This is a genomic window from Microlunatus flavus (assembly GCF_900110855.1).
Lineage (GTDB): Bacteria > Actinomycetota > Actinomycetes > Propionibacteriales > Propionibacteriaceae > Microlunatus > Microlunatus flavus.
The window spans coordinates 739,714-766,442 of the sequence record NZ_FOFA01000001.1; the positions used below are offsets into that span (position 1 = coordinate 739,714).

At 74.2% G+C, this 26,729-nt stretch carries 21 protein-coding genes and 1 tRNA gene; 7 read left to right on the forward strand and 15 right to left on the reverse strand.

Annotation, left to right across the window (positions count from 1 at the left end):
* Positions 1-76 precede the first annotated feature (76 nt).
* The gene (locus tag BMY04_RS03595; RefSeq protein ID WP_170853968.1) at positions 77-3,508 is read left to right on the forward strand and encodes an ATP-binding protein; all 3,432 of its coding nucleotides are present in this window, start codon (positions 77-79) and stop codon (positions 3,506-3,508) included.
* 83 nt (positions 3,509-3,591) lie between these two features.
* Here BMY04_RS03595 and BMY04_RS03600 read toward each other — a convergent pair whose 3' ends face one another.
* The 5 genes from BMY04_RS03600 to BMY04_RS03620 all read right to left on the reverse strand — a co-directional run bounded on the left by BMY04_RS03600 (position 3,592) and on the right by BMY04_RS03620 (position 8,190).
* Positions 3,592-3,846, reverse strand: coding sequence for a DUF4242 domain-containing protein (locus BMY04_RS03600; protein ID WP_091177692.1), 255 nt, complete (start codon positions 3,844-3,846; stop codon positions 3,592-3,594).
* A 53-nt stretch (positions 3,847-3,899) separates the two neighbouring features.
* A complete protein-coding gene (locus BMY04_RS03605) occupies positions 3,900-5,669 on the reverse strand; it encodes an AfsR/SARP family transcriptional regulator (protein ID WP_091177693.1) in 1,770 nt (589 codons plus the stop codon).
* A 22-nt stretch (positions 5,670-5,691) separates the two neighbouring features.
* Positions 5,692-6,123, reverse strand: coding sequence for an ester cyclase (locus tag BMY04_RS03610; RefSeq protein ID WP_091177694.1), 432 nt, complete (start codon positions 6,121-6,123; stop codon positions 5,692-5,694).
* A gap of 63 nt (positions 6,124-6,186) precedes the next feature.
* Entirely contained in the window at positions 6,187-7,416 is a 1,230-nt protein-coding gene (locus BMY04_RS03615) for an NAD(P)-binding domain-containing protein (protein WP_091177695.1), read from the reverse strand.
* A 195-nt stretch (positions 7,417-7,611) separates the two neighbouring features.
* Positions 7,612-8,190 (reverse strand): OsmC family protein, encoded by a 579-nt coding sequence (locus BMY04_RS03620; RefSeq protein ID WP_091177696.1) that lies wholly within the window; start codon positions 8,188-8,190, stop codon positions 7,612-7,614.
* Between the two features lie 84 nt (positions 8,191-8,274).
* Here BMY04_RS03620 and metX point away from each other — a divergent pair, with 84 nt between their 5' ends.
* The 4 genes from metX (at position 8,275) to BMY04_RS03640 (ending at position 12,301) form a co-directional block, all read left to right on the forward strand.
* Positions 8,275-9,504: a homoserine O-acetyltransferase MetX gene (metX, locus tag BMY04_RS03625; protein ID WP_091177697.1), complete on the forward strand. Its 1,230-nt coding sequence runs from the start codon at positions 8,275-8,277 to the stop codon at positions 9,502-9,504.
* A complete protein-coding gene (locus BMY04_RS03630) occupies positions 9,501-10,850 on the forward strand; it encodes an O-acetylhomoserine aminocarboxypropyltransferase/cysteine synthase family protein (RefSeq protein WP_091177698.1) in 1,350 nt (449 codons plus the stop codon). Before metX ends, BMY04_RS03630 begins: the two co-directional genes overlap by 4 nt.
* Positions 10,847-11,356: a CoA-binding protein gene (locus BMY04_RS03635; protein WP_091177699.1), complete on the forward strand. Its 510-nt coding sequence runs from the start codon at positions 10,847-10,849 to the stop codon at positions 11,354-11,356. Before BMY04_RS03630 ends, BMY04_RS03635 begins: the two co-directional genes overlap by 4 nt.
* Before the next feature lie 105 nt (positions 11,357-11,461).
* The gene (locus BMY04_RS03640) at positions 11,462-12,301 is read left to right on the forward strand and encodes an NAD(P)H-binding protein (protein WP_170853969.1); all 840 of its coding nucleotides are present in this window, start codon (positions 11,462-11,464) and stop codon (positions 12,299-12,301) included.
* Here BMY04_RS03640 and BMY04_RS03645 read toward each other — a convergent pair.
* From BMY04_RS03645 to BMY04_RS03675, 7 genes are all read right to left on the reverse strand, one after another.
* Positions 12,279-13,763, reverse strand: coding sequence for a fibronectin type III domain-containing protein (locus BMY04_RS03645; protein WP_198409909.1), 1,485 nt, complete (start codon positions 13,761-13,763; stop codon positions 12,279-12,281). The two genes, BMY04_RS03640 and BMY04_RS03645, sit on opposite strands and share 23 nt — an antisense overlap.
* A 250-nt stretch (positions 13,764-14,013) precedes the next feature.
* The gene (locus BMY04_RS03650) at positions 14,014-14,484 is read right to left on the reverse strand and encodes a DUF4383 domain-containing protein (RefSeq protein ID WP_091177701.1); all 471 of its coding nucleotides are present in this window, start codon (positions 14,482-14,484) and stop codon (positions 14,014-14,016) included.
* A gap of 154 nt (positions 14,485-14,638) precedes the next feature.
* Positions 14,639-15,124 (reverse strand): ribonuclease E activity regulator RraA, encoded by a 486-nt coding sequence (gene rraA / locus BMY04_RS03655; RefSeq protein ID WP_091177702.1) that lies wholly within the window; start codon positions 15,122-15,124, stop codon positions 14,639-14,641.
* Position 15,125: 1 nt separating this feature from the next.
* Positions 15,126-15,524, reverse strand: coding sequence for a universal stress protein (locus BMY04_RS03660; RefSeq protein ID WP_091177703.1), 399 nt, complete (start codon positions 15,522-15,524; stop codon positions 15,126-15,128).
* A complete protein-coding gene (locus BMY04_RS03665; protein ID WP_091177704.1) occupies positions 15,521-17,239 on the reverse strand; it encodes a tripartite tricarboxylate transporter permease in 1,719 nt (572 codons plus the stop codon). The genes BMY04_RS03660 and BMY04_RS03665 overlap by 4 nt, the downstream gene beginning before the upstream one ends.
* 9 nt (positions 17,240-17,248) lie before the next feature.
* Complete coding sequence (locus BMY04_RS03670; protein WP_198409910.1) at positions 17,249-17,785, reverse strand: tripartite tricarboxylate transporter TctB family protein; 537 nt, start codon at positions 17,783-17,785, stop codon at positions 17,249-17,251.
* Positions 17,782-18,792: a Bug family tripartite tricarboxylate transporter substrate binding protein gene (locus BMY04_RS03675; RefSeq protein ID WP_091177705.1), complete on the reverse strand. Its 1,011-nt coding sequence runs from the start codon at positions 18,790-18,792 to the stop codon at positions 17,782-17,784. The genes BMY04_RS03670 and BMY04_RS03675 overlap by 4 nt, the downstream gene beginning before the upstream one ends.
* A gap of 233 nt (positions 18,793-19,025) precedes the next feature.
* Between BMY04_RS03675 and BMY04_RS03680 the strand changes: the two genes are divergently transcribed.
* Both BMY04_RS03680 and BMY04_RS03685 read left to right on the forward strand, forming a co-directional pair.
* A complete protein-coding gene (locus BMY04_RS03680) occupies positions 19,026-20,690 on the forward strand; it encodes a sensor histidine kinase (protein WP_091177935.1) in 1,665 nt (554 codons plus the stop codon).
* A complete protein-coding gene (locus tag BMY04_RS03685) occupies positions 20,687-21,367 on the forward strand; it encodes a response regulator (RefSeq protein ID WP_091177706.1) in 681 nt (226 codons plus the stop codon). Before BMY04_RS03680 ends, BMY04_RS03685 begins: the two co-directional genes overlap by 4 nt.
* A 37-nt stretch (positions 21,368-21,404) precedes the next feature.
* Here BMY04_RS03685 and BMY04_RS03690 read toward each other — a convergent pair.
* The 3 genes from BMY04_RS03690 to gyrA all read right to left on the reverse strand — a co-directional run bounded on the left by BMY04_RS03690 (position 21,405) and on the right by gyrA (position 26,582).
* Positions 21,405-21,478, reverse strand: a tRNA-Ile gene (locus BMY04_RS03690).
* A 160-nt stretch (positions 21,479-21,638) separates the two neighbouring features.
* On the reverse strand, positions 21,639-23,369 hold the full coding sequence (locus tag BMY04_RS03695) for a DUF3566 domain-containing protein (RefSeq protein ID WP_139209731.1): 1,731 nt from the start codon (positions 23,367-23,369) through the stop codon (positions 21,639-21,641).
* A 543-nt stretch (positions 23,370-23,912) separates the two neighbouring features.
* The gene (gene gyrA, locus BMY04_RS03700; protein ID WP_091177708.1) at positions 23,913-26,582 is read right to left on the reverse strand and encodes a DNA gyrase subunit A; all 2,670 of its coding nucleotides are present in this window, start codon (positions 26,580-26,582) and stop codon (positions 23,913-23,915) included.
* Positions 26,583-26,729: the final 147 nt, after the last annotated feature.

Sequence of the window (26,729 nt, forward strand, 5' to 3'; positions counted from 1 at the left end):
GGGGTCGGCTCGGGCCGGCTCGGGCGACCGCCGAGGCCCTGCCGACGTACACGGCGCGGCGCCCTACATTGCTGCCGTGCAGGTGGAGGTCCTGGGCCCGTGTCGGGTGACCAGCGGCGCCGACCAGGGCGGCCGTCCGGTCACCCTCGGCGTGCGCAAGCAGCGCTCCCTGCTCGCGGCGCTCGCCCTGCACCGCGGACGCACGGTTCCGGTCGACACGATCGTGGAGCTGCTCTGGGGCGAGCACCCGCCCCCGGGCGTGGTGGCCACGCTGCAGACCTACGTCGCCGGGCTCCGCAAGGCGCTCGAGCCCGATCGGGCCCCGCGGGCCCCGGCCACCGTCGTCGTCACCTCGGGCACGGGCTACGCGCTCCGGCTGCCGCCGACCGACCTGGACGCGGCCCGCTTCGCCGACGCCGTCACCGCCGTGCACCGCCGCCTGGGCCCGACCTCCTCGGTGACCGCACCCTCCCGTACGGACGCCGGCACGCTCACCGCCGCGGTCGACGAGCTCGGCACGGCGCTCGGGCTGTGGCACGGGGAGCCGTACGCCGACCTCGCCGACGCCGAGGACGCCCGCGCCGAGCGCGCCCGGCTCGACGAGCTCCGGCTCGTCGCGCTCGAGGACCGTGCGCTGGCCCGGATCCGGCTCGGGCAGCACGCCACCGTCGCCGCCGAGCTGGAGTCGCTCGCCGCGGCCCACCCCCTCCGTGAGCACCTCTGGGCGCTCGCCGCGCTGGCCCTGGCGCGCTCGGGGCGGCAGGCCGACGCGCTGGCCCTGATCCAGGGCGTCCGCACGGTCCTCGACGACGAGCTCGGTCTCGAGCCGGGCCCGGAGCTCCGGTCGCTGCAGCAGGCGATCCTCACCCAGGACGCGCTCGCCGCACCGCCTGCTCCCGAAGCGGTCCCGGTCGTCCCCCGGACGACCGCTCCGCCGCCGGCCGCGTCACCCCTCGAGGGTGCGGCGGCGCCCGCCTGGCCCCTGGTGGGCCGGGCCCCGCAGCTCGCCGAGGCCCTGACCGCGCTCGAGGAGGCGCTGGCCGGGCGCACGACGTTCGTCGCGCTCGTCGGCGCCCCCGGGATCGGCAAGTCCCGGCTGGCCGAGGAGGTCGCCGCGGCCGCGACGTCCCGGGGCGTCCGGGTGCTGCCCGGGCGGTGCTCGCAGGACGACGGCGCTCCGCCGCTGTGGCCGTGGCGCACCGTGCTCGCCGCCGCCGGCACGGTGAACGGGGTCGGCGAGGTCGACGGCGTGGACCGCACGTCCTCCGAGGACGGGTCGCCCTTCGCGGTCTGGGAGGGCATCGTCGACGCCGTCCGCCGGACCGCGCAGGACCGCCCCACCCTCGTGGTCCTCGACGACCTGCACTGGGCCGACGTCGCGACGCTGCGCGTCCTGCGGCTGCTGGCCGAGAGCCCGCGGACCGTACCCCTGATGGTCCTGTGCACCTGGCGCGCCTCACCACCGCCCGAGGGCGCGCTGGCCGACGCGGCCGAGATGCTGGCCCGGGCCCACGCCCGCCGGATCGACCTGGAGGGGCTCACGCCGGACGAGGTCGGCCGGATCGTCGCCGGGCTCGGTGGGGCCGCGGGCCGCCCGGTCCCGGAGTCGGCCGTGGCGGAGCTGACCGTCCGCACGGGTGGCAACCCCTTCTTCGTCGTCGAGTACGCGCGGCTGGCGGCCGAGCGCGGCGACCCCGCGCTGCTGGTCGACGCCGAACCGCCCGCCGCCGTCCAGGAGGTCCTCGGCCGGCGGCTCTCGCGGCTGCCGGACGCGACGCAGGAGGTGCTGCGCCCGGCGGCCGTGCTCGGGCGGCAGTTCGACCTGGGCACGCTGTGCCGCGTCCTCGGCCGCAGCGAGGAGGGGGTCCTCGACGCGCTCGACCCCGCGCTCGCGGCCGACCTGGTCGCCGAGGCCGGGATCGACGCGTTCCGCTTCGGGCACGCGCTCGTGCGCGACGTCGTCTACGGCGGGCTGCCCGCGTCGCGCCGGGCGCGCTGGCACGCCCGGGCCGCCGTCGCGGTGGCCGGGCGGCCCGGTCGCGAGGTCGAGACGGCCCGGCACTGGGCGCGGTCGGGGCCGGCGCACGCGGCCGAGGCCTGGCGCTCGGGCGTGGCCGCCGCCGCCAGCGTCCGGGCGCTGAACGCGCACGAGACCCGGGTCGAGCTGCTGCTGGGCGCGGTCGCGGCGCAGGCCGGCGACCCCGCAGCGACGTGGACCGAGCGGTACGAGACGCTGCTCGACCTCGTCGACGCCTACCGGTGGACCAACGACTGGGCCCGCCTGGTGCCGACCGTCGTCGAGGCGATCGGGCTCGCCGACGCCGCCGGCGACGTCGTCCGCCTCGCGCGGGCGGCGACCGCGCCGACGGTGGGCGCCATCGGCCGGTCCGGACCGTCGGGCCCGCTGCGGTCCGCGGTGGTGGACGCGCTGCAGCGCTGCCTGGAGCTGCTCCCCGCCGGTGACGGGCCCGAGCGCTGCCGGGTGCTGCTCAGCCTGGCCAACGAGCAGTTCGAGGACACCCCGCCCGCCGAGCGCGAGGCCATCGTCGACGAGGCGCACGCGATGGCGCGGCGGCTCGACGACTGGTCGCTCCGGCTCGACGCGAACCTGGTCGGCTTCGCCGCCACCTGGCGCCCCGGCACGGCGGAGCGCCGCCTCGCCTGGGCCGAGGAGGCGGTCGCGCTGGCCACGACCCTCGGGGCCGAGCAGGCCCAGGTGGTCGCGGCGACGATGCGCGCCGTCGCCCTCGGCGAGCTCGGCCGGGCCGACGCCCTGTGGAGCGCCGTACGCGCCGCCGCGGACCTGGCCGAACGGCTGCACATCCCCTTCGGGCTGCTGGTGCTGGAGAGCACGACGCTGCCGTGGGCCGCGATGGCCTCCGACGTCGGCCGCGCGGCCGAGCAGCTGGCCTCGATCACCGCGCTCCAGGAGCGGATGGCGCTGCACGAGGGCGACGACGCCGTCGGCGCCGCGCAGCTCGCGCTCCTGCTGTGGCAGGGCACGCCCGAGCCCGACGGCGCGGCGGACCCCGGCCACGAGGAACCCGGCCACGAGGACCCCGTCGCCGCCGTGGTCGCCGAGCTCGCGGACGCCGACGGCCCGCAGCTGCCCCTGGCGAGCACCGCGGCGGCCCTGCTCCTGCGCAGCGGCAGGCCCGACGCCGCCCGTCGGCTGCTGGCCGAGCACCCGGTCCGGACCGACCGCGACGACCCGGCGTCCCTCGTGAACTGGGGCCTGGCCGCCGAGGTCGCCCTGCGTCTCGGCGACCGGGCGCTGGCCGCCGACGTGCTCCCCCGGCTGGCTCCGTACGCCGAGATGATGGCGTCCTGGGGCTCGAGCTTCGCGATCGGCCCGGTGGCCGCGTTCCTGGCGCTGGCGGCGGCCGCGCTCGACGAGCGGGAGGCCGCCGCGGCCCACGCCGAGCACGCCCTCCGGCTGGCGCAGGAGTGGCAGCTGCCACGGGTGACGGAGTGGTTGACGGAGCTGCGCCGGCACCACGCGTTCTGACGGGTCCCGCTGCCGACGCCCGTCGACCCGCGCACCGGGAGCCGGTGCGCAGGTCGACGGCAGGTGGTCGAGGCCCGAGGCCGCTAGGAACCCTCCCGCACCGGGAAGATCTCGTCCGCCACGAGGCCGTGGGCCTCGCGGTGCACGTCGGCCGCGGCCTCCGCGCTGGGCGCGTCGACCAGGCAGAAGACCTGGCCGGCGCGCTCGTCGACCCAGTAGCGCAGGTAGCTCACGCCGAAACGCTCCTGCGTCGCCAGGTCGGCCTCGTGCGCGCCCGCGACGTCGTCGAAGGTCGCGCCCTCGGGCAGGCTGCGGTGGACATCCATGAACAGGGGCATGACGCCTCTCTCTCCTCACGCCCGGACGCTCGTCGTCCGGGTCGTGGCCGACGCTAGGGAGCGGCCGTTTGGAGGAGCGTTTGCCGCGGAGGTCCTGCCGAGCCGCTCTCCGCGGTGCCCGGGTCGGTCACCCGCCGGTACGGCGCGAGCCGCTCGGCGAGGTCGGGCAGCGGGCCGAGCGCCGCCAGCGCCGCCGCCTCCTCGAGCACCCGCCGGTCGCGGCCCTCCTGGAGCTCGACGAGGTCGGTCAGCGCGACCGCGCGGACCCACGGGTAGACGTCGCGGAACCGGCGCGTGCAGGCGTCGGCGTCGACGAGCAGCGCGACGGCCCGCTCCCGGTCGGACCCCGCCTCGACGAGCGCGAGCCCGCGCAGCGCGTACGCCTCGTAGCAGGGGTCGTCGATCTCGGTGGCCAGCGCGAGGCCCTCCGCGAACCGCGGCGACGCGGCGCCCCGGTCGCCGGCGGCGAGGGCGCACGAGGCGGACGCCAGCACCGCCCAGGGCAGCGCGGCGCGCCAGCCGCTGCGGCGGACGTGGTCGAGCCCGCGCGCCGCGACCACCGAACCCTCCCGTGGATCACCGGAGCGTTCCAGCGCCCGCGCGAGCATCGCCTCCGCGTAGCCCTGCCAGCCCCGCTGGCGCAGCCCGTCGAAGCGGCCGACCGCAGCGGTCAGCGCACTCGTCGCCGCCGCGTACGCGCACCGGTCCGACAGGCACATGCCGAGGTAGGTCTGCGCCCTGGCCGCCTGCCCCTCGTCGTCCGCGGTCAGGGCGTGCTCGATCGAGCGGGCCAGCACGGGTTCGGCCAGGGCACCGGTGCCCTCCATCGCGAAGACGAAGCCCATCTCGCGCTCGACCTCGGCCTGCGCACCGAGGTCGTCGACGTCGCAGGCCAACTGCAGCGCCCGGCTCAGCAGCCCCTTGGCCTCGGAGTCGCGGCCGCGGTGGCTGTGGATCAGGGTGCGGGCGAGCATCAGCAAGGCCGCCAGCTCGTACGCCGGCTCGCCCAGCGCCAGCGCCACGTCGGCCGCACGGCGCGAGGTCTCGACGGCCCGGTCGAGCTCGCCCGCCCGGAGCCGCGCCGCCGCGGCCTCGAGGAGCACCGGGGCGGAGACGCGGGCCGGCACCGTCGACGCGACCCGCGGCCGGCGGAGCGGACGCGCGACCGTCTCGGCCGGCGGCACGCCGAGCTCCTGACGAAACCGCCGGTCGATCATGCGGAACCGTTCGCGCGCGACGGGCGCGTTGCCGCTCTGCACCAGCAGGTCGAGCAGCAGCTCGTTCGTGGTCTCGCAGAAGGGGTCGAAGAGCAGCGCCCGCTCGGTCATCCGCAGGGCCCGCGCGGGGTCCTTGCTGCCGAGCCGGCTCCCGACCCACCACAGGGCCTCCGCGATGACGTCGTGCACGCGGGTGCGCTGCAGCGAGAGCCAGAGGTCGAAGGCCGGGGCGTCGGTGAAGTCCATCCCCTCCAGGAGCTCGCCGCGGACGAGCCGCTCCACGGCGTCGACGTCGTCGGGGACGGCGAGCAGCTCGGCCAGGTCGACCCGCACCGCGTCGTCGAGACGCAGCCGGAGCCGCCCCTCGTGCTCCTCGACCGTCGCCTCGGGCTCGAGCGCGCGGCGCACCTGGTGCAGCAGCCACCGCAGCGCCGCGAGCGGGTCGTTCGCCTCGGGCACCAGCCGGGCGGCGACCTCGCGGCGCGTCGGCTCGGGTTCGAGGAGGAGGAACGCGAGCAACCCCCAGGGCTTGCGCCCGCTGAGCGGCGCGGGGACGCCGTCACGCAGGACCGTCGGGTCCCCCAGCAGCCGCAGCTCGAGCGTCACCGCGGGCCTCCTGGTCGGCCGGTCACCGGTCGAGCCGGGCGACCGCGCCGGCGTCCAGCAGCAGGGACAGCAGGTCGGCCTGCGCCCAGAGCGCCGTCACCCGGTCACGCTGCTCGTCGACGACGAAGAGGTCCTGGCCCGCGACCTCGACCGGCCGCCCGGTCGGGGCGAGCAGGCCGAGCGGCGTCTCGAGCGGGCCGACGAACCGCCCCGAGAGCCGGAACGCGAACGCCCGACGGCCCGGCGCCTCGACCGACGCGAGCACCGTGTGGCGCAGGTCCGCGAGCGCGGCCTGCAGCATCCGGGACCGGTCGACGAGCACCTGGAGCGCGGTCGGCACGCCGTTCACGGTGACGGGGTCGTCGTACACGCCGCGGAACGCCTCCAGCGCCGCACCACCCTGCGGCAGCGGCCGGCCCCACAGCTCCAGGGCCCGTCCGACGAGGTCGCCCACGCGGTCGACCCTGCCACCGCCGGGCGTGGTCCGCCATGGCTGGTTCGCGCAGGTGCGCGGCGCTCAGCCGAGGTGGCCGGCGAGGTGCTCGACGACGGCGCGGGCGTCGTCGTCGATCCCGTGCAGGAACGTCGAGCGGCGCCGGCGCAGCACCGGCAGGCCGAGCGCGTACAGGCCGGGGCTGTCGACCACGCCGCCCTCGTGGCGCAGCCGGCCCTTGGCGTCGAGCACGTCCACGTCGAGCCAGGAGTAGTCCGGGCGCCCGCCGGTGGCCCAGAGGACCGTACGGATCGCGCCGCTGCCGAGGTCGAGCTGCCAGCGCGGCGACGCGGGGACGCGCGTCGGGGCGAAGCGCTCGGGGGGCCCGACCTCGTCCTCCACGCCCGCGCCGACCGCCCAGGAGTCGAACGCGTCGAGCAGGCGCTCGAGCTTGAGGTCGGCGAGGGCGAAGACGTTCGCGAGGCCCCCGGAGAACAGCGCCTTCCCGTCGCGCACCATCGCCAGGCGCCCGACCAGCTCGACGCCGAGGTCGGCGAGGGCGTTGAGGTCGAGCGTCGCCCGCGCCGGGGTGCCGACGAGCTGCGGGGACGGCAGCCGGCGAGCGCGGTCGAGGTCGTCGACCTGGTCGAAGCGCTCGTCCCAGACCCCGCTCGCGTCCATCCACCACAGGACGTCGCGCCCGCGGTAGGTGCGCGGCATCCGGACGTGCTCGCCGACGGACAGCGTGACGGGCCGGCCGGAGCGCGCGAGCTCGGCGGCCAGCTGGACCCCCGACGCCGACGCCCCCACGACCAGCACGCCGCCGTCGGGCAGCTCGGCGGGATGGCGGTAGGCGAACGGCGTGACCTGCAGGACGGACGCGGGGACGGCCGCGGCCAGCGGCGGCACGGCCGGGCGGTTGAACGCCCCGCTCGCGACGACGACGGTGCCGGCCTCGATCTCCCCCGCGTCGGTGGTGACGCGGTAGCCGCCGTCGGTCCGCCGTACGGAGGTCACCGCGGTCTCCGTGCGGACCGGCGCCGCCGTCACCGACGCGAGCCGCTCCACCAGCGCGACGACCTCGCCCATGGCGAGGTAGCCGTCCGGGTCCGGCCCGTCGTAGGGCAGGCCCGGCAGCCGGTTCAGCCAGTTGGGCGTGAGCAGGCGCAGCGAGTCCCAGCGCTCGGTGCGCCAGGAGTTCGCCACCTGCCCGCGCTCGAGGACCACGTGGTCGATCGAGCGCGCGCTGAGGTGGTGGCTCGCGGCCAGGCCGGCGTGACCGGCCCCGACGACGACCGTGGTGACGTGCTCGATGCTGCGTCCTTCGTGGTGGTGGACCGCTGACCTCTCCGAGGCCCTTCGACAGGCTCAGGGAGCGTCCCGAGGCCCTTCGACAGGCTCAGGGAGCGCTCCGAGGCCCTTCGACAAGCCCAGGGAGCGTTCCGAGGCCCTTCGACAAGCCCAGGGAGCGTTCCGAGAACCCTTGCCGGGCCTCGGGAACGTCCTCGGTCAGGCGACCTCGACGCTCACGTTCGTCGGGTTGGTCAGGGCGTCGAAGACCGCGGAACGCTTCTGCGACTGGGCGACCAGGGCCTCGATCTCCTGCTTCGACGCGTCCGCGTCGATGTGGAAGGTGACCTTGACGTCGTTGAAGCCGTTGCGGACGTCCGGGTCGGCGCCGAGGATGCCGCGGATGTCGTGCTCGCCCTCGACCGTCGCCTCGACCGAGCGCAGCTGGATGCCGCGGTTCTGGGCGACCGAGGCCACGCCCGCGGTCAGGCAGCCGGCCAGGCCGACGAGCAGGAACTCGATCGGCGTGATGCCGTTGTCCGGGGCCGCGAACACCTCGGGGTGGTCGATGTCGAACGTCGTCCGGGTCTTGTGGTGCTGCTCCTCGCCGAGCCCGAAGTAGTTCTCGATGCTCGAGGTGCTGTGCACGCCGTGCGTCCACGTCGACGTCGCGCGCCAGGTGAACTGCGCCGCCTCGGGCGCGCCCTTGAGCACCTCGCGGGCCCCGAGCAGCGCCTCCACGTCGACGCCGTTGTCCGCCGTCCTGCCGTCCTGCTGGCTGTTCTCGGTCACCGTCATGGGTGGCCCCCCTCCTGGTCAACCCCCGCTTCCCCAGCGGGATGGCCGAGAATACCGCCGCCGGGCGGGGATACGCTCCCCCTCATGGCGTCTGGAACCGGGGCAGGACCGGCCGTCGTCCGCTCCGTCGGCCACGTGGAGACGCAGCACCTCGACCTGGAGGAGCCGCTGCCGCTCGACTGCGGCCGCACCCTGACCGGGGTCCGCGTCGCCTACGAGACGTACGGGACGCTCAACGAGGCCCGCGACAACGTGGTCCTGGTCTGCCACGCCCTGAGCGGGGACGCGCACGCGGCGGGCGAGGCCCCGGCCTGGGCGGTCGAGGGGACACGCGACGGGTTCGCCGCCGAGGAGCGCGACGGCGCCCGCGGCAAGACCCTCGGCTGGTGGGACGGGATGATCGGGCCCGGCAAGGCCTTCGACACCGACCACTTCTTCGTCGTCTCGACGAACCTGCTCGGCGGCTGCAAGGGCACGACCGGCCCGTCGTCGACCGACCCCGCGACCGGACGCCCGTACGGCTCGGACTTCCCGGTGATCACGGTAGCGGACATGGTGAGGACGCAGCGCGCGTTCCTCAACGCGCTCGGCATCGCGCGCCTCGCCGCCGTGGCGGGAGGCTCGCTCGGCGGCATGCAGGCCCTGGAGTGGGCGGTCACCCACCCCGACCAGGTCGACGCCGTCATCCCGATCGCCAGCACCCACGCGCTCGCGCCGCAGGGCATGGCCTGGAACGCGATCGCGCGCGAGTCGATCCTGCGCGACCCGGACTGGCAGGGCGGGCACTACCACGGGACCGGCCGCGCCCCCGTCGCCGGCATGGGCGTCGCCCGGATGGTCGGCCACGTCACCTACCTGTCCGCGCCGGCCCTCGAGGGCAAGTTCGGCCGCCGGCTCCAGCACGGCGACGCCGTGCGCTACACGGTCACGGAACCGGAGTTCGAGGTCGAGAGCTACCTGCGCCACCAGGCCGACTCGTTCGTGCGCCGCTTCGACGCCAACACCTACCTCTACACGTCGCGCGCGCTCACCTACTTCGACCTCGCCCGCGACCACGGGAAGGGCGACCTGGCGCGCGCGCTCGAGGCCGTCACCGCACGTACGCTGCTGATCGCGTTCAGCTCGGACTGGCTCTACCCGCCGACCGCGTCGCAGCAGGTCCACGACGCCCTCGTCGCGAACGGGAGGTCGAGCGAGCTCCACGTGATCGACGCGCCGTACGGCCACGACTGCTTCCTCCTCGAGGAGGCCCGGCAGACGCCGATCATCCGCGACTTCCTCGACACCGACCGGCTGGGAGACAAGAACCGATGAGCAGCACGAACGGCCACGGCCAGGACCGGATCGAGGCCGACCACGACTTCGGCTTCGAGACCCGCCAGCTGCACGCCGGCCAGCGGCCCGACCCGAACACGGGCGCCCGGGCGGTGCCGATCTTCCAGACCACCAGCTACGTGTTCGAGGACCCGGAGTCGGCGGCGGCGTACTTCAACCTGCAGGAGTACGGCAACACGTACTCGCGGATCATGAACCCGACCGTCGCGGTCTTCGAGGAGCGCATGGCCAACCTGGAGGGCGGGGCCGGCGCGGTCGCGTTCGCCAGCGGGATCGCGGCGCAGCACGCCGCCCTGTTCACCCTGCTCGAGCCCGGCGACCACGTCGTCGCCTCGTCCGCCCTCTACGGCGGCTCGGTCAACCAGTTCAAGCACGTGCTGCGCAAGATGAACGTCACCGTGACCTGGGTGAACCCGGACGACACCGACGCGTGGCGGGCCGCCGTGCGGCCGAGCACCAAGGTCTTCTACGGCGAGACGGTCACCAACCCGGGCGGCAACGTCCTCGACATCGAGACCGTCGCCACCATCGCGCACGAGCACGACCTGCCGCTGATGGTCGACAGCACGTTCACCACGCCCTACCTCGTCCGTCCGCTCGAGTGGGGCGCCGACATCGTGGTGCACTCGGCGACCAAGTTCATCGGCGGCCACGGGACGTCGCTCGGTGGCGTGGTGGTCGAGGGCGGGACGTTCGACTGGTCGAACGGCCGGTTCCCGGTCGTCGCCGACCCCTCGCCTGCCTACCACGGCCTGCAGTTCCACGAGACGTTCGGGACGTACGGCTACCTGATGAAGCTGCGCGCGGAGACGCTGCGCGACCTGGGCGCGGCGATGACGCCGTTCAACGCGTTCCTCTTCCTCCAGGGGCTCGAGACGCTCTCGCTGCGGATGGACCGGCACGTGGCCAACGCGCTGCGTGTCGCCGAGTTCCTCGAGGCGCACCCGCTGGCCAGCAACGTGCGCCATCCCGGGCTGCCGGACAGCCCGTACCGGCCGCTCGTCGAGAAGTACCTGCCGCGCGGCGCCGGGGCGATCTTCTCCTTCGACTGCGCGGGCGGGCGCGAGGGCGGGCAGGACCTGATCCGCGCGCTGACCCTGTGGTCGCACCTGGCCAACGTCGGCGACGCCAAGAGCCTGGTCATCCACCCGGCCAGCACCACCCACCGCCAGCTGAGCGACTCCGAGCTGGCCGCCGGCGGGGTCGGCGCCGGGACCGTACGGCTCTCCGTCGGCCTCGAGTCGGTCGACGACCTGATCTGGGACCTCGAGCAGGCGTTCGCCCTCGTCGCCGCCGGCCACGGCGCCCCGGCGGGTGCCCGGTGACCGCGGGGGCGACGACGCCGGACCTCACGGCGTACCAGGACACGACCGACATCCAGCGCGTGCTGCACTCCACGCGCACCATCGCGGTGGTCGGGCTGTCGAAGAACGAGCTGCGGGCCAGCCACTTCGTCGGCTACTACCTCCTGCGGCACGGCTACCGGATGGTCCCGGTCAACCCGCGCGAGACCGAGATCCTCGGCCAGAGGAGCTACCCGAGCCTCCGGGCGGCCCGCGACGCGGTCGGGCCGATCGACCTGGTCGACGTGTTCCGCGCGCCCGACGCGCTGCCGGGCATCGTGGCCGAGTCGATCGAGATCGGCGCGAGCGCGCTGTGGTGCCAGTTCGGTGTGATCGACCTCGAGGCCGCGCGCACGGCGACCGAGGCCGGCATGACGGTGATCATGGACCGCTGCCTCAAGGTCGAGCACGCCCGCTACGTCGGGCGCATGCACTGGCTGGGTTTCAACACCTCCCGCATCACCGCCGTCCGGGGCGGGATCCAGTAGCCCCACCGGCGCGCGGGCCCGGCCGCTGCATGCGTTGACCATGCCGCCGCGCGGCGAGGACGCTGGGAGCCGTTCCGGACGACGAGGGGCGTCACGATGATCCTGGTGACCGGGTCCACGGGGAACGTGGGCCGCGAGCTGGTGCCGCTGCTCGTGCAGCGCGACCTCGACGTGCGCTGCCTGGTCCACGCCGGCGGCGTCGCGCTGCGGACGGCGGACGCCGAGGTGGTCGAGGGCGACGTCGACGACCCCGCGTCGGTGGCGGCCGCCCTCGAGGGCTGCGACCGGTTGTTCCTGCTCACGCCGGCGCACCCCGACCAGGTCCGCCGCGAGAGCGCCCTCGTCGACGCAGCCGTCCGCGCCGGCGTGCGTCACGTCGTGGCCGTGTCGGTCGTCGGCGCCGACGCCGCCTCCCCCTCGACGTTCGCCCGCTGGCACCGCGAGGTCGACGAGCACCTCCGGGCCTCCGGCCTCGGCGTGACGCTGCTGCGCCCGACGGCCTTCATGCAGGTCCATCTCGTCCCGCCGGGCGGGGCGGCGGACGGTCGCTGGTACGGCGCGAGCGGCGACGGCGCGCACGCCTTCGTCGACGCCCGCGACGTGGCGGACGTGGCGGCTCACGTGCTGGCGTCGAGCCACCCGGTCGAGGGCGCGCTCGAGGTGACCGGGCCGCGGGCGATCACCGTGCCCGAGGCCGCGCGCGCGTACGGGCAGGCGTTCGGGCGCGAGGTGGCCTACGTCGACCTGCCGCCCGAGCAGCTCGCCGGGGCCATGCGCGGCAACGGCGTGCCCGGGTTCCTCGTGGAGGGGATCGTCGAGCTCTACGCGGCGATCCGCGCGGGGCACGCGGCGACGACGAGCAACGGCGTCGAGGAGCTGACCGGCCGACCCCCGGGCTCCTACGAGGACTTCCTCGACCGCGTCACTGGATCGTCGACCCCGTGAAGCTCGGCGAGCCGCTGCCCCGGTAGAAGATGCCGGGGTAGGTCTCGAAGTGCTGGTCGCTGGGGCTGTAGCCGCTCGCCCTGTAGACGTTGTTCCGGCTCACCGACTGCTGCACCGCGAGATGGCCGGTGAGGTCGTTGCTGACGTAGAAGATCGCGCTGCCCCCGGCCTTCGCGCTGTTGCGCTCGATCCGGCTGCCGAGGACCTTGAGGTCGTAGCTCGTGCCGTCGGTGTAGACCGCCCCGCCGCTGCCGCCGCCCGGCGTCCCCGGGTGCGGCGGGTTGGCGCAGCAGCCGACGGCGCTGTTGTCGGTGACGAGGCTGTTGACGACGGTGATCGGCGTGCGCAGGCCGCTGATCGCGCCGCCGTTCGAGCACGTGTTGCCCTGGCCGCTGACGCCGCCGAAGGTGCTCTGCACGATCGCCACCGGCTCCTGGTTGCGCGCGGCGTAGGAGCTGTCGAGGTCGTTCGGGGTGGGCGAGTGCTGGGCCAGCACGCGGATGGCGCCGCCGCCCAGGTCGGGACCCGTCGTCGCGCACCGGTTGCGGACGAACACCGAGCGCACGACCTTGAGGCGACCGCCGAGCTGGAAGATCGCGCCACCCCCGTTGCTGCCCTGGCCGCTGTCGCCCGGGGAGACGTACGTGGCCCCGGTCGCGTTGCCGTCGGCGAGCGTGAGGTTCTGGACGGTGACCCGGGGGCCGTTCGGCGCGTAGAGGCAGTTGCCGGAGACGCTGCCGAGCGCGGTGTCGCAGGTGTCGACGTAGAGGATCCGACGCACCCCGGCGCCGGAGAGGGTGACCTTGCCGCCGCCGTCGAGGACCAGCCTGGCGGTGCTGTTGCGGACCTTGAGCGTCTGCGTGAGCGTGATGGTGACCGGGTTGGCGCCGCAGCGGAAGACGACGACCCCGCCCGCGTTCACGGCGGCCACGACGGCGGCGCTCGTGCAGCTGGACGGCGTGCCGTCACCGACGACGCGGTTGGGGCTGCTGACGTCCTCCAGGCCCATGCCCGACGGGACCGCGACGGTTCCGGAGGTGTTCCCGGGGTTGAACGTGCTCGTCCTCGGCGTGGTGAAGGCCGCGTCGGCCGAGTAGCCGGTGTTGCCCGCACCGTCGGTCGACCGCACCTGCACGTGGTAGGTCGTGCCGGCGTTCAGGCCCGTCAGCGTCTGCGTGTGCGAGGTCGTCAGCGAGGTGGCCTTGGTCGTCGTGCGGCCGTACGCGGTGGTGGTGCCGAAGACGCCCTGGCCCGTGGCGGGCTCGTTCGTGGTCCAGCGCACGGTGGCCCGGTCCGACGTCGGGCTGACGGTCAGGCCGCTGAGCACCGGTTTCGTGGTGTCCGCCGCCAGCGCCGCGGTGGGCGGCGCGGCCAGGACCGCGACGAGCGACAGCAGGAGGGCGACCAGCCCCCGGACGGCGGCGGCGGTGGGACGCGGACGGGCAGGCGTCGTTCGTGGCATCGGTGCTGGACCTCGGGACTCGAGCCGGCACGGGACCGCCGGCGGGACGGCGCGACCGCCAACCCCCTGAGGTCGCGCCGCGGAGTCTGCCACAGATCACGGTGCGATAACGACCCCAGAGGCCTGGGAGCGGGAGCGCTCCCTGAGCCTGTCGAAGCGGTGTCCTGAGCCCGTCGAAGGAGGCCTCGACGAGGTCGGCGCCGGCCTCCCGGGCGAGGGCGTGGTGCCCTCCCCCGGGAGCCCGTACGGCTCAGACGTCCGCGCGCGTGCCCGAGGTGCTGCGGCGGGTGAGGACCACGCCGAGGGCGATCATCCCGATCCCGAGGAGCAGGTGCAGCACGTCGTCGGCCGCGTTGACCGGGACGAAGTTGGCCGAGGAGTCCATGGGGACGAGCAGGCCGTAGACGAAGAGGACCAGGTAGATGATCCCGCCGACGACCAGGTAGCGGCGCGCGCCGTGGACGGTCCGCGCGAACGCGAGTCCGGCGACGCCGAAGAGCAGGTGCACGAGGTTGTGGAGCACCGACACCTGGAAGAGGCCGAGCAGGCGGGCGTCGGAGTGGTGGGAGGCGAAGGACAGGCTGTCGTAGTTCGTGGTGATGCCGGGGACGAACCCCAGCACCCCGACGGCGAGGAACACGACGCCGACGACGGTCGCGGCCTTCTGGACGTGGCTGCGGCGGGTCTCGACGCGCGCGCCGGGTGAGACGTTCTGGGACACGGGGTCCTCCAAGGGCGGTGGGGCGGAGCCGCGCTCTGCTGTGCGGCCGCCCCACCCCTACCCGGGCCCGGAGGCAGGAAACTCCTGCGGCCGGAGCCACAGGAGTTGCTGCTGGTGCTGGCTGGACGTGGGCGGTGCCACCCCTCGCCACGGGTCAGGGCAGCAGCACGACCCCGTCCTCGTCGGAGTGCAGGACACGGCCGGGCACGAAGCGGACCCCGCCGATCTCCACCTCGACGTCGACGGCGCCCGCCCCGGTCTTGGTGCTCTTGCGCGGGTTGGTCCCCAGCGCCTTCACCCCGATCGGCAGCGCGTCGATCGCGGCGCTGTCGCGGATCGCGCCGTGGACGACCAGCCCGGCCCAGCCGCGCTCCACCGCGATGCCGGCGATGACGTCGCCGACGAGGGCGGAGCGCAGCGAACCACCGCCGTCGACGACGAGCACGCTCCCCTCGGCGTCGGGGTGCTCGGCCAGGGTCTGCTTGAGCAGGGCGTTGTCCTCGTGGCAGCGCACCGTGACGACCGGTCCCGCGAACCGTCGGTGCTGCCCGAAGCTGCGCAGCTGGAGCGGGAGGCTGGCCAGCGCGTCACCGTGCTCGTCGACGAGGTCGGCGGTCGCCTGCGGCTGCGTCGTCGCCATGTCAGTGCTCCTCGGGTCGGACCGTCAGGACGGGGCAGGGCGACTCCATGAGGATCCGGTGCGCGTTGCTGCCCATCAGCATCTTGCCGACGGCGCTGCGGCGCCGCAGACCGATCACGCACAGCGAGGCACCGACCTCCTCGAGCACGTCGACGATCTCCTCCGACGCCTCCCGGCCGCGGACCTCCTGGCGCACGTCGAACGTCACCCCGGCGTCGTCGAGCGTCGCCCGCGCCCACGCCAGGTCGGCGGGCTGGGCGTAACCGGGGTCGGCGTACGCGTCGCCGCGCGAGGAGTTCACCACCAGGACGTCCGTCCCGCGCAGCCTGGCCTCGTCGGCCGCGGCGAGCAGGGCGGCCCGCCCGGGCGGGGTGGCGCTGAACCCGACGACGATCGTCATCGCAACTCCTTCTTCGAGGTGGTCGAGCTGTCCGGGCTGTCCGTGGTGTCCAGGCCGGTCGGGGCGTCCGGGCTGCCGGAGGAGCGCGAGAGGCTCGGCTCCGGCACGCGGTCGTCGGTGCCGCCCGGGGGGGCGTCCAGGTCGAGGTCGGTGTGGAGCTCCTCCTCGAGCCGTCCGACGGCCGCCTCCACCCGGGTCGGCAGGACCCGGCGCACGAGCGCGAAGATCAGCGGCCAGAGCAGGACGACGACGATGATCGCGTACGCGGTGATGGCGATGGCGGACAGGACGAACTCGCCCGTCGCGACGTCGACCCCGCCGAGCAGCCCCTTCGCGTCGCCGGAGGACAGCTGCAGCGCGCGGCGGCCCTGCTGCTCCACCCGCGGCCCGAGGATGACCCCGACGATCAGCGGCAGGACCGGGATCCCGAAGCGGCGCATGCCGAAGCCGAGCAGCCCGAGCCCGAGCAGCAGGATCAGGTCGAACGACGAGCCGTTGACCGCGTACGCCCCCATCGAGGCGAAGAAGAGGATGCCGGCGTAGAGGTACGGACGCGGCAGGCGCAGCAGCCGGGCCCACACCGGGGCGAGCGGGAGGTTGAGCACCAGCAGCAGCAGGTTGCCGATGAACAGGCTGGCGATCAGCGCCCACACCAGGCCGCTCTCGCGCTGCAGCAGCAGAGGGCCCGGCTGGATGCCGTACGAGGTGAGGGCCGCGAGCATGACCGCCGCCGTCGCGTTCGTGGGCAGCCCGAGCGACAGCATCGGCACGAGCGTGCCGGCCGCGCTGGCGTTGTTCGCCGCCTCCGGGCCGGCGACGCCCTCGATCGCCCCCTTGCCGAACTCCTCGGGGTGCTTGGAGAGCCGCTTCTCGGTGATGTAGGAGAGGAAGGTCGGGATCTCCGCGCCGCCCGCGGGCACCGCGCCGAACGGGAACCCGAAGGCCGTCCCGCGCAGCCACGGCTTCCAGGAGCGCTTCCAGTCCTCGCGGCTCATGCCGGGGCGTCCGACCGGGACGACCTCCGCGGCCTTGCGCCGCAGGTGCGCCGCGACCCACAGGCCCTCGCCCACGGCGAAGATGCCGACCGCGACGACGACGACGTCGATGCCGTCGCCGAGCTGGGGGACGCCGAAGGTGAGGCGGGACTGGCCGCTGACCGAGTCGATCCCGACCAGGCCGATCGTCAGTCCCACGGCGAGGGAGATGAAGCCCCGCAGCCGCGAGGTGCCGAGCACCGCGGTCACGGCGATGAAGGACAGCAGCATCACCGCGAAGTACTCGGGGGCGCCGAGCGAGACCGCGAACCGGGTGACGACCGGGGCGAAGAAGGCAAGCAGGAGCGTGCCGATCGTTCCGGCCACGAACGACCCGACGGCCGCCGTGGCCAGGGCGGGCGCGGCCTTGCCGGCCTTGGCCATGAGGTTGCCCTCGATCGCGGTGACGACCGATGACGACTCGCCGGGGGTGTTCAGCAGGATCGACGTCGTCGACCCGCCGTACATGCCGCCGTAGAAGATGCCCGCGAGCATGATCAGCGCGCCGGTGGGCTCCAGGCCGTAGGTGACCGGGAGGAGCAGGGCGACCGTCATCGCAGGCCCGATGCCCGGCAGCACGCCGACGGCGGTGCCGACGACGACGCCGATGAGGGCGAGCAGGAGGTTAAGCGGTGTGGCGGCCGTGACGAAGCCGTCGAGGAGGAATCCGAAGCTCTCCATCGCCCGCCCCTAGAGGATTCCCTGGAGGATGCCGGCCGGCAGGCCGACCCCCAGACCGATGGCGAAGCCGTAGAACGTCACGAGGGCCATGACGACCGCGACCGCGAGGTCGCGCACGAAGTGCCGACTCCCCAGCGCGATCACCGAGCCGTAGAAGAGCAGCGAGCCCGAGATGACCCAGCCGAGCAGGTCGATGAGGGCGATGTTCGCGGCGAACACCCCGACGAGCAGCAGCACCGTCCGCAGGTCCATCCGCTGCTGCAGGTCGACGTCCTCGCCGGCCTCCTGCTCGGGCCGGCTCCCCCGCAGCACCGCCACGAGGAGCACGACCGCGAGGACGACCAGCGCGATCCCGACCACGAGGGGCACCGCCCGGGCGCCGAGCGGGTCGATGCTCGTCTGGTTCGTCAGCTCGAGCGCCTGGACGGTGACCACGACGCCGAGCACGAGGAGGAACGCGCAGACGCCGACCTGGGCCAGGTCGCGGCGGGGACCGGCGGCGGGACCTGCCGCCGCCGGCTGCGCCACGGAGGGCGCCGTGCTCACGCCAGCCCGAGCTTCGTCAGGGTCTCCTCCACGCCGGTGGCCTGCGCGGTGAGGAAGGGGCCGAACTGGTCGGCCGGGAGGTAGGCGTCGGTCCAGCCGTTCTTGGTCAGGACGTCCTTCCACTCCTGGCTGGCGTGCATCGTGTCGACGGCCTTGGCCAGGGCGGCCTTGTCGGCGTCGGAGATGCCCGGAGGGGCGACGATGCCGCGCCAGTTCGTGAACTCCAGGTCGATCCCCGACTCCTTGAGCGTCGGGGCGTCGATCGCGTCGACGCGCGCCGGCCCGCTGATCGCGAGGACGCGGACCTCACCGGCCTCGACCTGGTCGAGGAACTCGCTGAAGCCGGACGCGCCGAACGCGACCTTGCCGCCGAGGAGCGCCGGGAGCAGGTCGCCGCCGCCGTCGTACGCCACGTAGTTGACCTGCTTGGGCTCGATGCCGACCGCCTGCGCGAGCTGCATGGGCAGCAGGTGGTCCGGGCCGCCGGGCGAGGAGCCGCCGCCGACGGCGAGCTTGGACGGGTCCGCCTTCCAGGCCGCGACCAGGTCGGCCATGCTCTTGTACGGCGAGCTCTTGGGCACGACGATCGCGCCCGACTCCTCCATCAGCTTGGCGATCGGGGTGGTCTTGTCGAGCTTGGACTCGGACTTGTTGGTGAACTGGGCCCCGACGACGCCGAGCCCCATCATCATCATCAGCTTGCCGTTGCCCTCCTCGGACACGGTCCGGGACAGGCCGACCGTGCCGCCGGCCCCGGCGAGGTTGAAGACCTCGGTGCTGCGGGTGACGCCGATGTCGTCCATCACCTTCGCCGCGGCGCGGGCCGTCGTGTCGTAGCCGCCACCCGGGGTGTTCGGCACCATGAAGCGCGTGCCGCTGAGCGGCTGGCCGTCGCTGCCGCCCCCGCCGGACTCCGACTGCTTCGCGGTGGCTCCGCACCCGGTGATGAGCAGCGCGGCCGCGCCGATCGCGGCCGCGAACCTCAGCTTCTTGGTCAGGTCGAACATCGTCGTCCTCTCACGTCGTCGTGGGGACAGCTGGAGAGCCGTCTCGTCGTCGGAGCCGGTCACGGCCCCTCGCGGCACGACTCTGGCCCCCGGCGTCGTCGACGGCTAGTTTTCGGCCATCGTGGTCGTTGTGGTCTTTGCGGTCACGCCCGGATGGCGCCGACGCGTCGAAGGACCACAATGTGGTCCGACAGGTGTGCTCGACAGCGGTGTCGTGGACGGAGGTGGGCCCCGTGGCCGTACGGCGCCCCCGGCTCCCGCTCGCGCAGCAGCTCGTGGCGGTGCAGCTCGCCCTGATCCTGGCCGTCCTCGTCTGCGTCTCGGCCGTGTCGGTGGAGATCACCCGGCTCGGCTTCGCCCGCGACGAGGGACGGCGCGCCCTCACGCTGGCCGAGAACCTGGCGGCCAACCCGGTGGTCCGCTCCCCCGACGTCCGGCAGACCGGCGCCGTCCTGCCCGCCGCGGTGGCCCAGCTGCAGACCGTCACCGGGGTGGACCTGGTCGCAGCGGCGACGCCGACCGGCATCGTCGTCGCCAGCACGGACCCCCTGCTGCTCGGCGACCAGCTGCCCTGGCCCGAGCTGCTCGCCGCACCGGGGCGCTCGCACAGCGGTGCCGTCACCCTCGACGGGCAGGCGTACGTCCTGGCCGCGGCCCCGGTGCTGTCGTCCGGCTCCCCGGTGCAGCAGGTCGGGATCGCGCTCGTCGGGCAGGTCAGGCCGACCCGCACCCAGGCCCTGGCGAGCGCGGCGCCCGCCCTGCTCACCTACCTGGGCGCGGCCCTGCTCCTGGGGCTGCTCGGCTCGCTCGCCCTGGCCCGCTGGATCAAGCGCGGCACGCTCGGCATGGAGCCGGCCCAGATCGCCGGGCTGGTGGAGCAGCGCGAGGCCATCTTCGCCGGCATCGCGGAGGGCGTCATCGCCCTCGACCCGGCCCAGCGGGTGACGCTGGTCAACCAGCCGGCCACGACGCTGCTGTCGCTGCCCACCGACCCGGTCGGTCTCGACCTCGACCAGCTGGGGATCCGCGGGCGGCTGCGCGACGTGCTCACCGGGGTCGACGGTGCCGAGCGCGACGCCGTCGTCCTGCGCTCGGGCCGGGTCCTCGTGCTGAACCGGATGCCGGTCAGCCACGAGGGCCGGCACCTCGGCTCGGTGACGACGCTGCGGGACGGGACGCAGCTGGCCGAGCTGGAGCGCGAGCTCGGCGCGTACCAGGGCACCGCCGACCTGCTCCGGGCCCAGGCCCACGAGTTCGCCAACCAGCTGCACACCATCGCCGGGCTGATCCAGATCGGGGACTACGACGAGGTCGTCGGCTACGTCCAGGCCCTGTCCGACAGCCGCGCCGCCGTCGACCTCACCATCACGCAGCGGGTCCGCGACTCCTCCGTCGCCGCGCTGCTCGTCGCGAAGTCGGCCCAGGCCGCCGAGCGGCGCGTCGAGCTGCGGGTCGGTCCCGGCTCGGCCATGCGCCCGCTCGAGCCGCGCTCGTCCTTCGACGTCGCGACGGTGCTGGGCAACCTCGTGCAGAACGGGGTCGACGCCGTCAGCGCCGCCGGCGGCGCCCCCGGGGCCGGCTGGGTCGAGGTGGACCTCCACCAGACCGGGGACGTGGTGGAGATCGTCGTGCGCGACTCCGGGCCGGGGCTGGCGTCGACGACCGCGTCGGAGGTCTTCGAGCACGGCTTCACCACCAAGGCGGCCCGCGACGGCGAGCGCGGCATCGGTCTGGCCCTGACGCGGCGGATCTGCCGCACCCGGGGTGGCGACGTCGAGGTCCGCGCGTCGGAGGGGGGCGCCGAGTTCGCCGCCTGGATGACGGTCAAACCGGCTCCCGCGGTCGAGGCCCGCGCGGCCCACGTCGGCGGCCGGGCCGAGGACCCGGTGGCCTCGTGATCTCCGTGCTCGTCGTCGACGACGACTTCCGGGTGGCCCGCATCCACAGCGCGTTCGTCGACCGGGTCGCCGGCTTCCGGACCGTCGGCGTCGCCCACAGCGGCGAGGAGGCGATCAGCCGTGCGCTCGCGGCGCGTCCGGACCTGATCCTGCTCGACCTCTACCTGCCGGACATGTTCGGCCTGACCGCCCTGAACCGCATGCGGGTCCGCGGCGTCGAGGGCGACGCGATCGTGATCAGCGCCGCGAACGACGCCGAGACCGTCGAGCGGGCGGTGCGCCTCGGCGTCGTCAACTACCTGCTCAAGCCCTTCACCCAGCAGGACCTGGTGGACCGGCTGCTGCACTACCGCGACAGCCGCACCTCCTCGCCCGGCCGGCGCCTGACCGACCAGGCCGCCGTCGACGCGCTGCTCGGCCGTCCGGACCGCAGCCGGCCGGCACCGCTGCCCAAGGGCCTGAGCCAGGAGACGGCGGCGGCGATCGTCGACGCCCTGGTCTCGGCCGGCCGCGAGCTCTCGGCGCAGGAGTGCGCGGAGCTCGTCGGGATCTCGCGGGTGAGCGCGCGCCGCTACCTCGAGCACTTCGTCACCGAGGGGACGGTGGCGGTCGGGTTGCGCTACGGCGCCGTCGGACGCCCGGAGCGGCGCTACAGCCCGGTCGTTCCCGTGGGCTGAGCCTGGCGCTCGACCGGAGCGCTCGGGGACAGGAGGGTGGGCCTAGGTGGACTTGAACCACCGACCTCTGCCTTATCAGGGCAGCGCTCTAACCGACTGAGCTATAGGCCCGAGAGGGGTCCGCGGCCGAGCCGCGCACGAGGGACAACATTAGCGGATCGACGCGTCCGGCCCAACTCGTGACCAGCCGCGACGCAGCGCGACGTGGTCGCAGGTCGAGCCCGACGGCCTCAGCCGTGCCCGACGCCGGCCGGGCGTCGGGCTCCCGGCCTCAGTCCTCGGCGAGCGTGACCTCGAGGCCGCCGAGCACGGTGGCCGCGAGGTTGTAGAGGAAGGACCCCAGCGTCGCGAGCGCGGTGAAGATCAGCACGTCGATCACGGCGATGATCGCCGCGAGCCCGAGCACCTTCTGGGTGTTGACGTACTCCTCGATGCGGAACGGCGTCGTGTCACCCGGCGTCGAGACGACGCTCTTCACCATGTCGTTCACCGCCTCGAAGAGCCCGGACGCGTTGAGCACCGACCAGACCCCGTACGTCGCGACGACGAGGATGATCCCGGCGGCGATCGAGAACAGGAACGCCGTCTTCATCACCGACCAGGGGTCGACGCGCGACAGCCGCAGGCGCGCCTTGCGCGTACGGCGGGCGAGCCCGACCTTCGCCTTGGCCGCGACCAGCGGCTGGGCCGTCGCTGCGGCGGCGGGAGCGCTGGGGCTGACCGCGCCGGCCTCGACGGCCGGGATCACGACCGTGTCCGACGTCGCCGGCACGGGCGTTGCCGGCGTGGCGGGCGCGCGGAGCTGGGTCACGTCCGGCGGGGTCGTCGGACCGGTGGGCGAGGCCTTCGTCTCCGGCGGCGCGGAGCCGGCGGCGACGCTCGCGGCGACCGCGGCCGCCGCTGCGGCGGTGGGAACTCCCGGCCCGCTGTCGGGCACGACCACCGGCTGCGGCTTGGGCGCCTTGGGGGTGATGCCGAGCCGGTCGCGCCACGTGAGCGGACGCTCCTGCGTGGTCTCGACCGTGTCGGTGGTGGGCTCGGCGTCGGCCGCACGGCTGCCGGCGCCCTGCTCGACCTCGGCGGGGCTGGTCGCCGGGGCGGCGGCCGACGCGGTGGTCGGGGACGGCGTCGAGGAGGCGGCCGGGCTGCTCGGCGTGGTCGTCGCGGTGGCCTCGGCGGCCGCCGCCGGGGCGGCGCTCGCGGGAGCGCTCTTCGGCCGGCGCTCGCGGAACAGCCCGCGCAGGCCCGCGGTCTTCTCCGACGCGGAGCCGGCCGCGGGCGTCTCGGTCGACGCGTCGCCGGGAGCCGCGGCCGTGCTGCGGTCCTCGACGTCGTCCCGGACGACGGGCGTCACCGCGGTGTCGTCGGCAGCGGCGGCAGCAGTGGCGGCGGGGCCGGTCTGCGGGCGGGCGTCGGTCCGGTCGTCGGCCGGCTTCGACCCGCCGAGGAGGGCTGAACCGCCGCGGACCTTGTTGGCGCTGGCGTTGCGGGCCGCCGCCGCGGTCCGCGCGTCGGCGACGGCGCGGTCCTGCTCGGTCGGCGTCGGCCGGGCTGCGGGACGCGGACGGGTGTAGGACGCGGGGCCCTGCGTGCCGTTCGTGCCGCTGCCGTTGGCGCGGTTTCCGTTGGAGCCGTTGCCGCTCGTGCCGTTGGTGCTCGCGCCGTTGGAGCTGGTGCTCGCGCCGTTCGTGCCGTTGCCGTTCGCACCCGTGCCGTTCGTGCCGTTGCCGTTGGTGCCGGCCGCGTGCGCACCGTTCCCGTTCGCGGGCGCGCCCGAGGGCTGGGCCGGCTGCGTCGGCTGGGGCGAGCGGTACTGCTGCGGGGAGCTGGGAGCCGGGCGGCCCGAGGGGGCGCTGCCGTTGCTCGGGGTCCGCGGGCTGCCGTTGCGCGGGCCGTAGCGCACCGGCTCCGACGCGGGGCGGCCGTTGGCCGCGCCCTGCTCTGCTCCGGCGTCGGTCCGAGTGTCGGCGTCGGGACCGCGTCCCGGCGTGCCTTCGCTCACGCTGACCATCCTCCTGGTCCTCGTCGCGCCCGTCGGCGTCGCGAGGACCGTGTCGTCCGTGGTCCGTCGGCCCTCCGGTGAGGCCAGCGGTGACCGGGTCCTGCCGTGCTCTTCCATCGTGGCACGGCGACGCGGCCCAGGCCCGGAACCGCGCGGCACCCGACCCGCCACGCACCCCCTGCAGGGGCACCCGACCCTCTCATCATCGGTCACCGGCGCGGCACAGCCAAACAGCGAGGGCCCGTCGGTGCTCAGCCGAGACCCAGGTACGACTCCGCGTAGGACTCCGGTGTCGGCGCGGTGCCGCAGCACCGTCCCGCTCCCTGAGCCTGTCGAAGCGGTGTCCTGAGCCTGTCGAAGGCGGTGCCCTGAGCCTGTCGAAGGCGGTGCCCTGAGCCTGTCGAAGGGGGCCCGGAGCGGTCGGCGTCCTCATCGACGACCAACGCCGACCGGTTCCGGGTCCCTCGACGAGCTCAGGGAGCGTTCCACCGAGCACGCCGACCCCGGCTCCGGACCCCTTCGACGAGCTCAGGGTGCGAGGGCTCAGTCGATCGAGTCGTCCTCGGCCGGGTCGTCGCTCGTCTCGTCGGGCAGGGCGGACTCCGCCGCCTGGTCGCCGACCTGGCTCTCCTCGGCCGCGAGCACCTGCTCGGGGACACCGGACTCCGCGGCCTCGCTCACCACGTCCGGGCCGCCCGTCTCGGCCTCGACCTCGGCCTCCACGGCCTCCACCTCGGCCTCGGTGACCTCCGGGTAGAGCGCGATCGCCACCACCGAGTCGCCGTCACGCACGCCCACGAACTTCACGCCCATGGTGTCGCGGCCCTTGACCGCGACCTCGGCGACGGGGCTCCGGGTGACCTGGCCGCTCGCCTTGAGCGCGATGACCTCGTCGCCCTCGTTGACCACGACGCCGCCGACCAGCGAGCCGCGGTCCTCGGCGAGCTTCATGGCCTTGATGCCGAGGCCGCCGCGGCCCTGCTGGCGGTACTCCGCGACCGTGGTCCGCTTGGCGAAGCCGCCGTCGGTGACGGTGAAGACGTAGCGGTCGTCCTCCGACTCGCCGCGCCGGATCACCGACATGGAGAGCAGCTCGTCACCCGGACGGAACTTCATCCCCGTCACGCCCGAGGTCGCCCGCCCCATCGGGCGCAGCTCCTCGTCGTCCGCCGGGAACCGGATCGCCTGCCCCTTGGTCGAGATCAGCAGGACCTCGTCGGTCGGGCCGCACAGGTCGGCGCCGATCAGCTCGTCGTCGTCGTCGCGGAAGTTCACGGCGATGATGCCGGCCTGGCGCGGCGAGTCGTACAGGCTCAGCTCGGTCTTCTTGACCAGGCCCCGCCGCGTCGCCAGCAGCAGGTAGTCCGCGGCGCCGTAGTCGCGCACCGCCAGCACCTGGGCGATCTCCTCGTCCGGCTGGAACGACAGCAGCCCGGCCACGTGCCCGCCGCGGGCGTCGCGGCCCGCCTCAGGCAGCTGCCACGCCTTCGCGCGGTAGACCCGGCCCTTGTTGGTGAAGAACAGGATCCAGTGGTGGTTGGTCGTGACGAAGAGGTGACCCACCTCGTCGTCGGCCCGCAGGGTCGCGCCCCGCACGCCCGTGCCGCCCCGCTTCTGCACGCGGTACTGGTCCGTCGTCGTGCGCTTGGCGTAGCCGCCGCGGCTGATCGTCACGACGACCGGCACGTCGGGCACGAGGTCCTCGTCGGACAGGTCGCCGTCGGCCGCGATGATCTTCGTACGCCGCTCGTCGCCGTAACGCTCGACGATCTCCGCGAGCTCGTCGCGCACGATGTCGCGCTGCCGCTGCGGCTTGGCCAGGATGTCCTCGAGGTCGGCGATGATCCGCTCGAACTCGGCCAGCTGGTCCACGATCCGCTGCCGCTCGAGGGCGGCCAGCCGGCGCAGCTGCATGTCGAGGATCGCGGTGGCCTGCAGGTCGTCGATGTCCAGCAGCGACTTCAGACCCTCCCGCGCCTCGTCGGTGCTCGGGCTGCGCCGGATCAGCGCGATGACCTCGTCGAGCGCGTCCAGCGCCTTGACCAGGCCGCGGTAGATGTGGGCGCGGGCCTCCGCGTCCTCCAGGCGGTGCTGCGTCCGGCGCTGGATGACCTCGATCTGGTGGGCGATCCAGTAGGAGATGAACTGGTCGAGGCGGAGCGTGCGCGGCACGTCGTCGACCAGGGCCAGCATGTTGCAGCCGAAGGTGTCCTGCAGCTGCGTGTGCTTGTAGAGGTTGTTCAGCACCACGCGCGGCTGGGCGTCGCGCTTGAGCACGATCACGAGCCGCTGCCCCGTACGGGCCGAGGTGTCGTCGCGGATGTCGGCGATGCCGTTCAGCCGGCCCGTGTTGACCAGCTCGGCGATCTTGAGCGACAGGTTGTCCGGGTTGACCATGTACGGCAGCTCGGTCACCACGAGCGAGGTGCGCCCGTTGCGCTCCTCCTCGATGTTGACCACCGCGCGCATGATCACTGAACCGCGGCCCGTGCGGTACGCGTCCTCGATGCCGCGACGCCCGACGATCAGGGCGCCGTTGGGGAAGTCGGGGCCGGAGATCCGTGCGAGCGAGGCCTCCAGCAGGTCCTCGGCCGACGCCTCGGGGTTCTCCAGCGACCACTGCACCGCCGACGCGACCTCGCGCAGGTTGTGCGTCGGGATGTTCGTCGCCATGCCGACGGCGATGCCGGTCGAGCCGTTGACGAGCAGGTTCGGGAAGCGGCTCGGCAGGACGACCGGCTCCTGCGCCTTGCCGTCGTAGTTCGGCTTGAAGTCGACGGTGTTCTCGTTGATGTCGCGGACCATCTCCATGGCCAGCGGCGCCATCCGGCACTCCGTGTAGCGCATGGCCGCGGCCTTGTCGTTGCCCGGCGAGCCGAAGTTGCCCTGCCCGAGCACGAGCGGGTAGCGCATCACCCACGGCTGCGCGAGGCGCACGAGGGTGTCGTAGATCGCCCCGTCACCGTGCGGGTGGTACTGGCCCATGACCTCGCCGACGACCCGCGCGCACTTGTTCCAGCCGCGGTCCGGCCGGTAGCCGCCGTCGTACATGCCGTAGAGGATCCGGCGGTGCACGGGCTTGAGCCCGTCCTTCACGTCCGGCAGCGCCCGCCCGACGATGACGCTCATGGCGTAGTCGAGGTAGGACTTCTGGATCTCGTCCTGCAGGTCCACCGGCTCCCGCCGGTCGAACACCTGGGGCGGTTCGGTCATCGGTCAGCTCCTGTGGTCGGGACGAGGTGGTTCGTGAGGGGGGCGGGCCGGCGGCGAGCCCGGTGCGTACGGGGTGCGGGTGCGGTCGGGCGCGTGGCCGGGAGGACAAGCGCAGCAACGAGGGAGCCGGGTGCGCCGTGGGTCGGC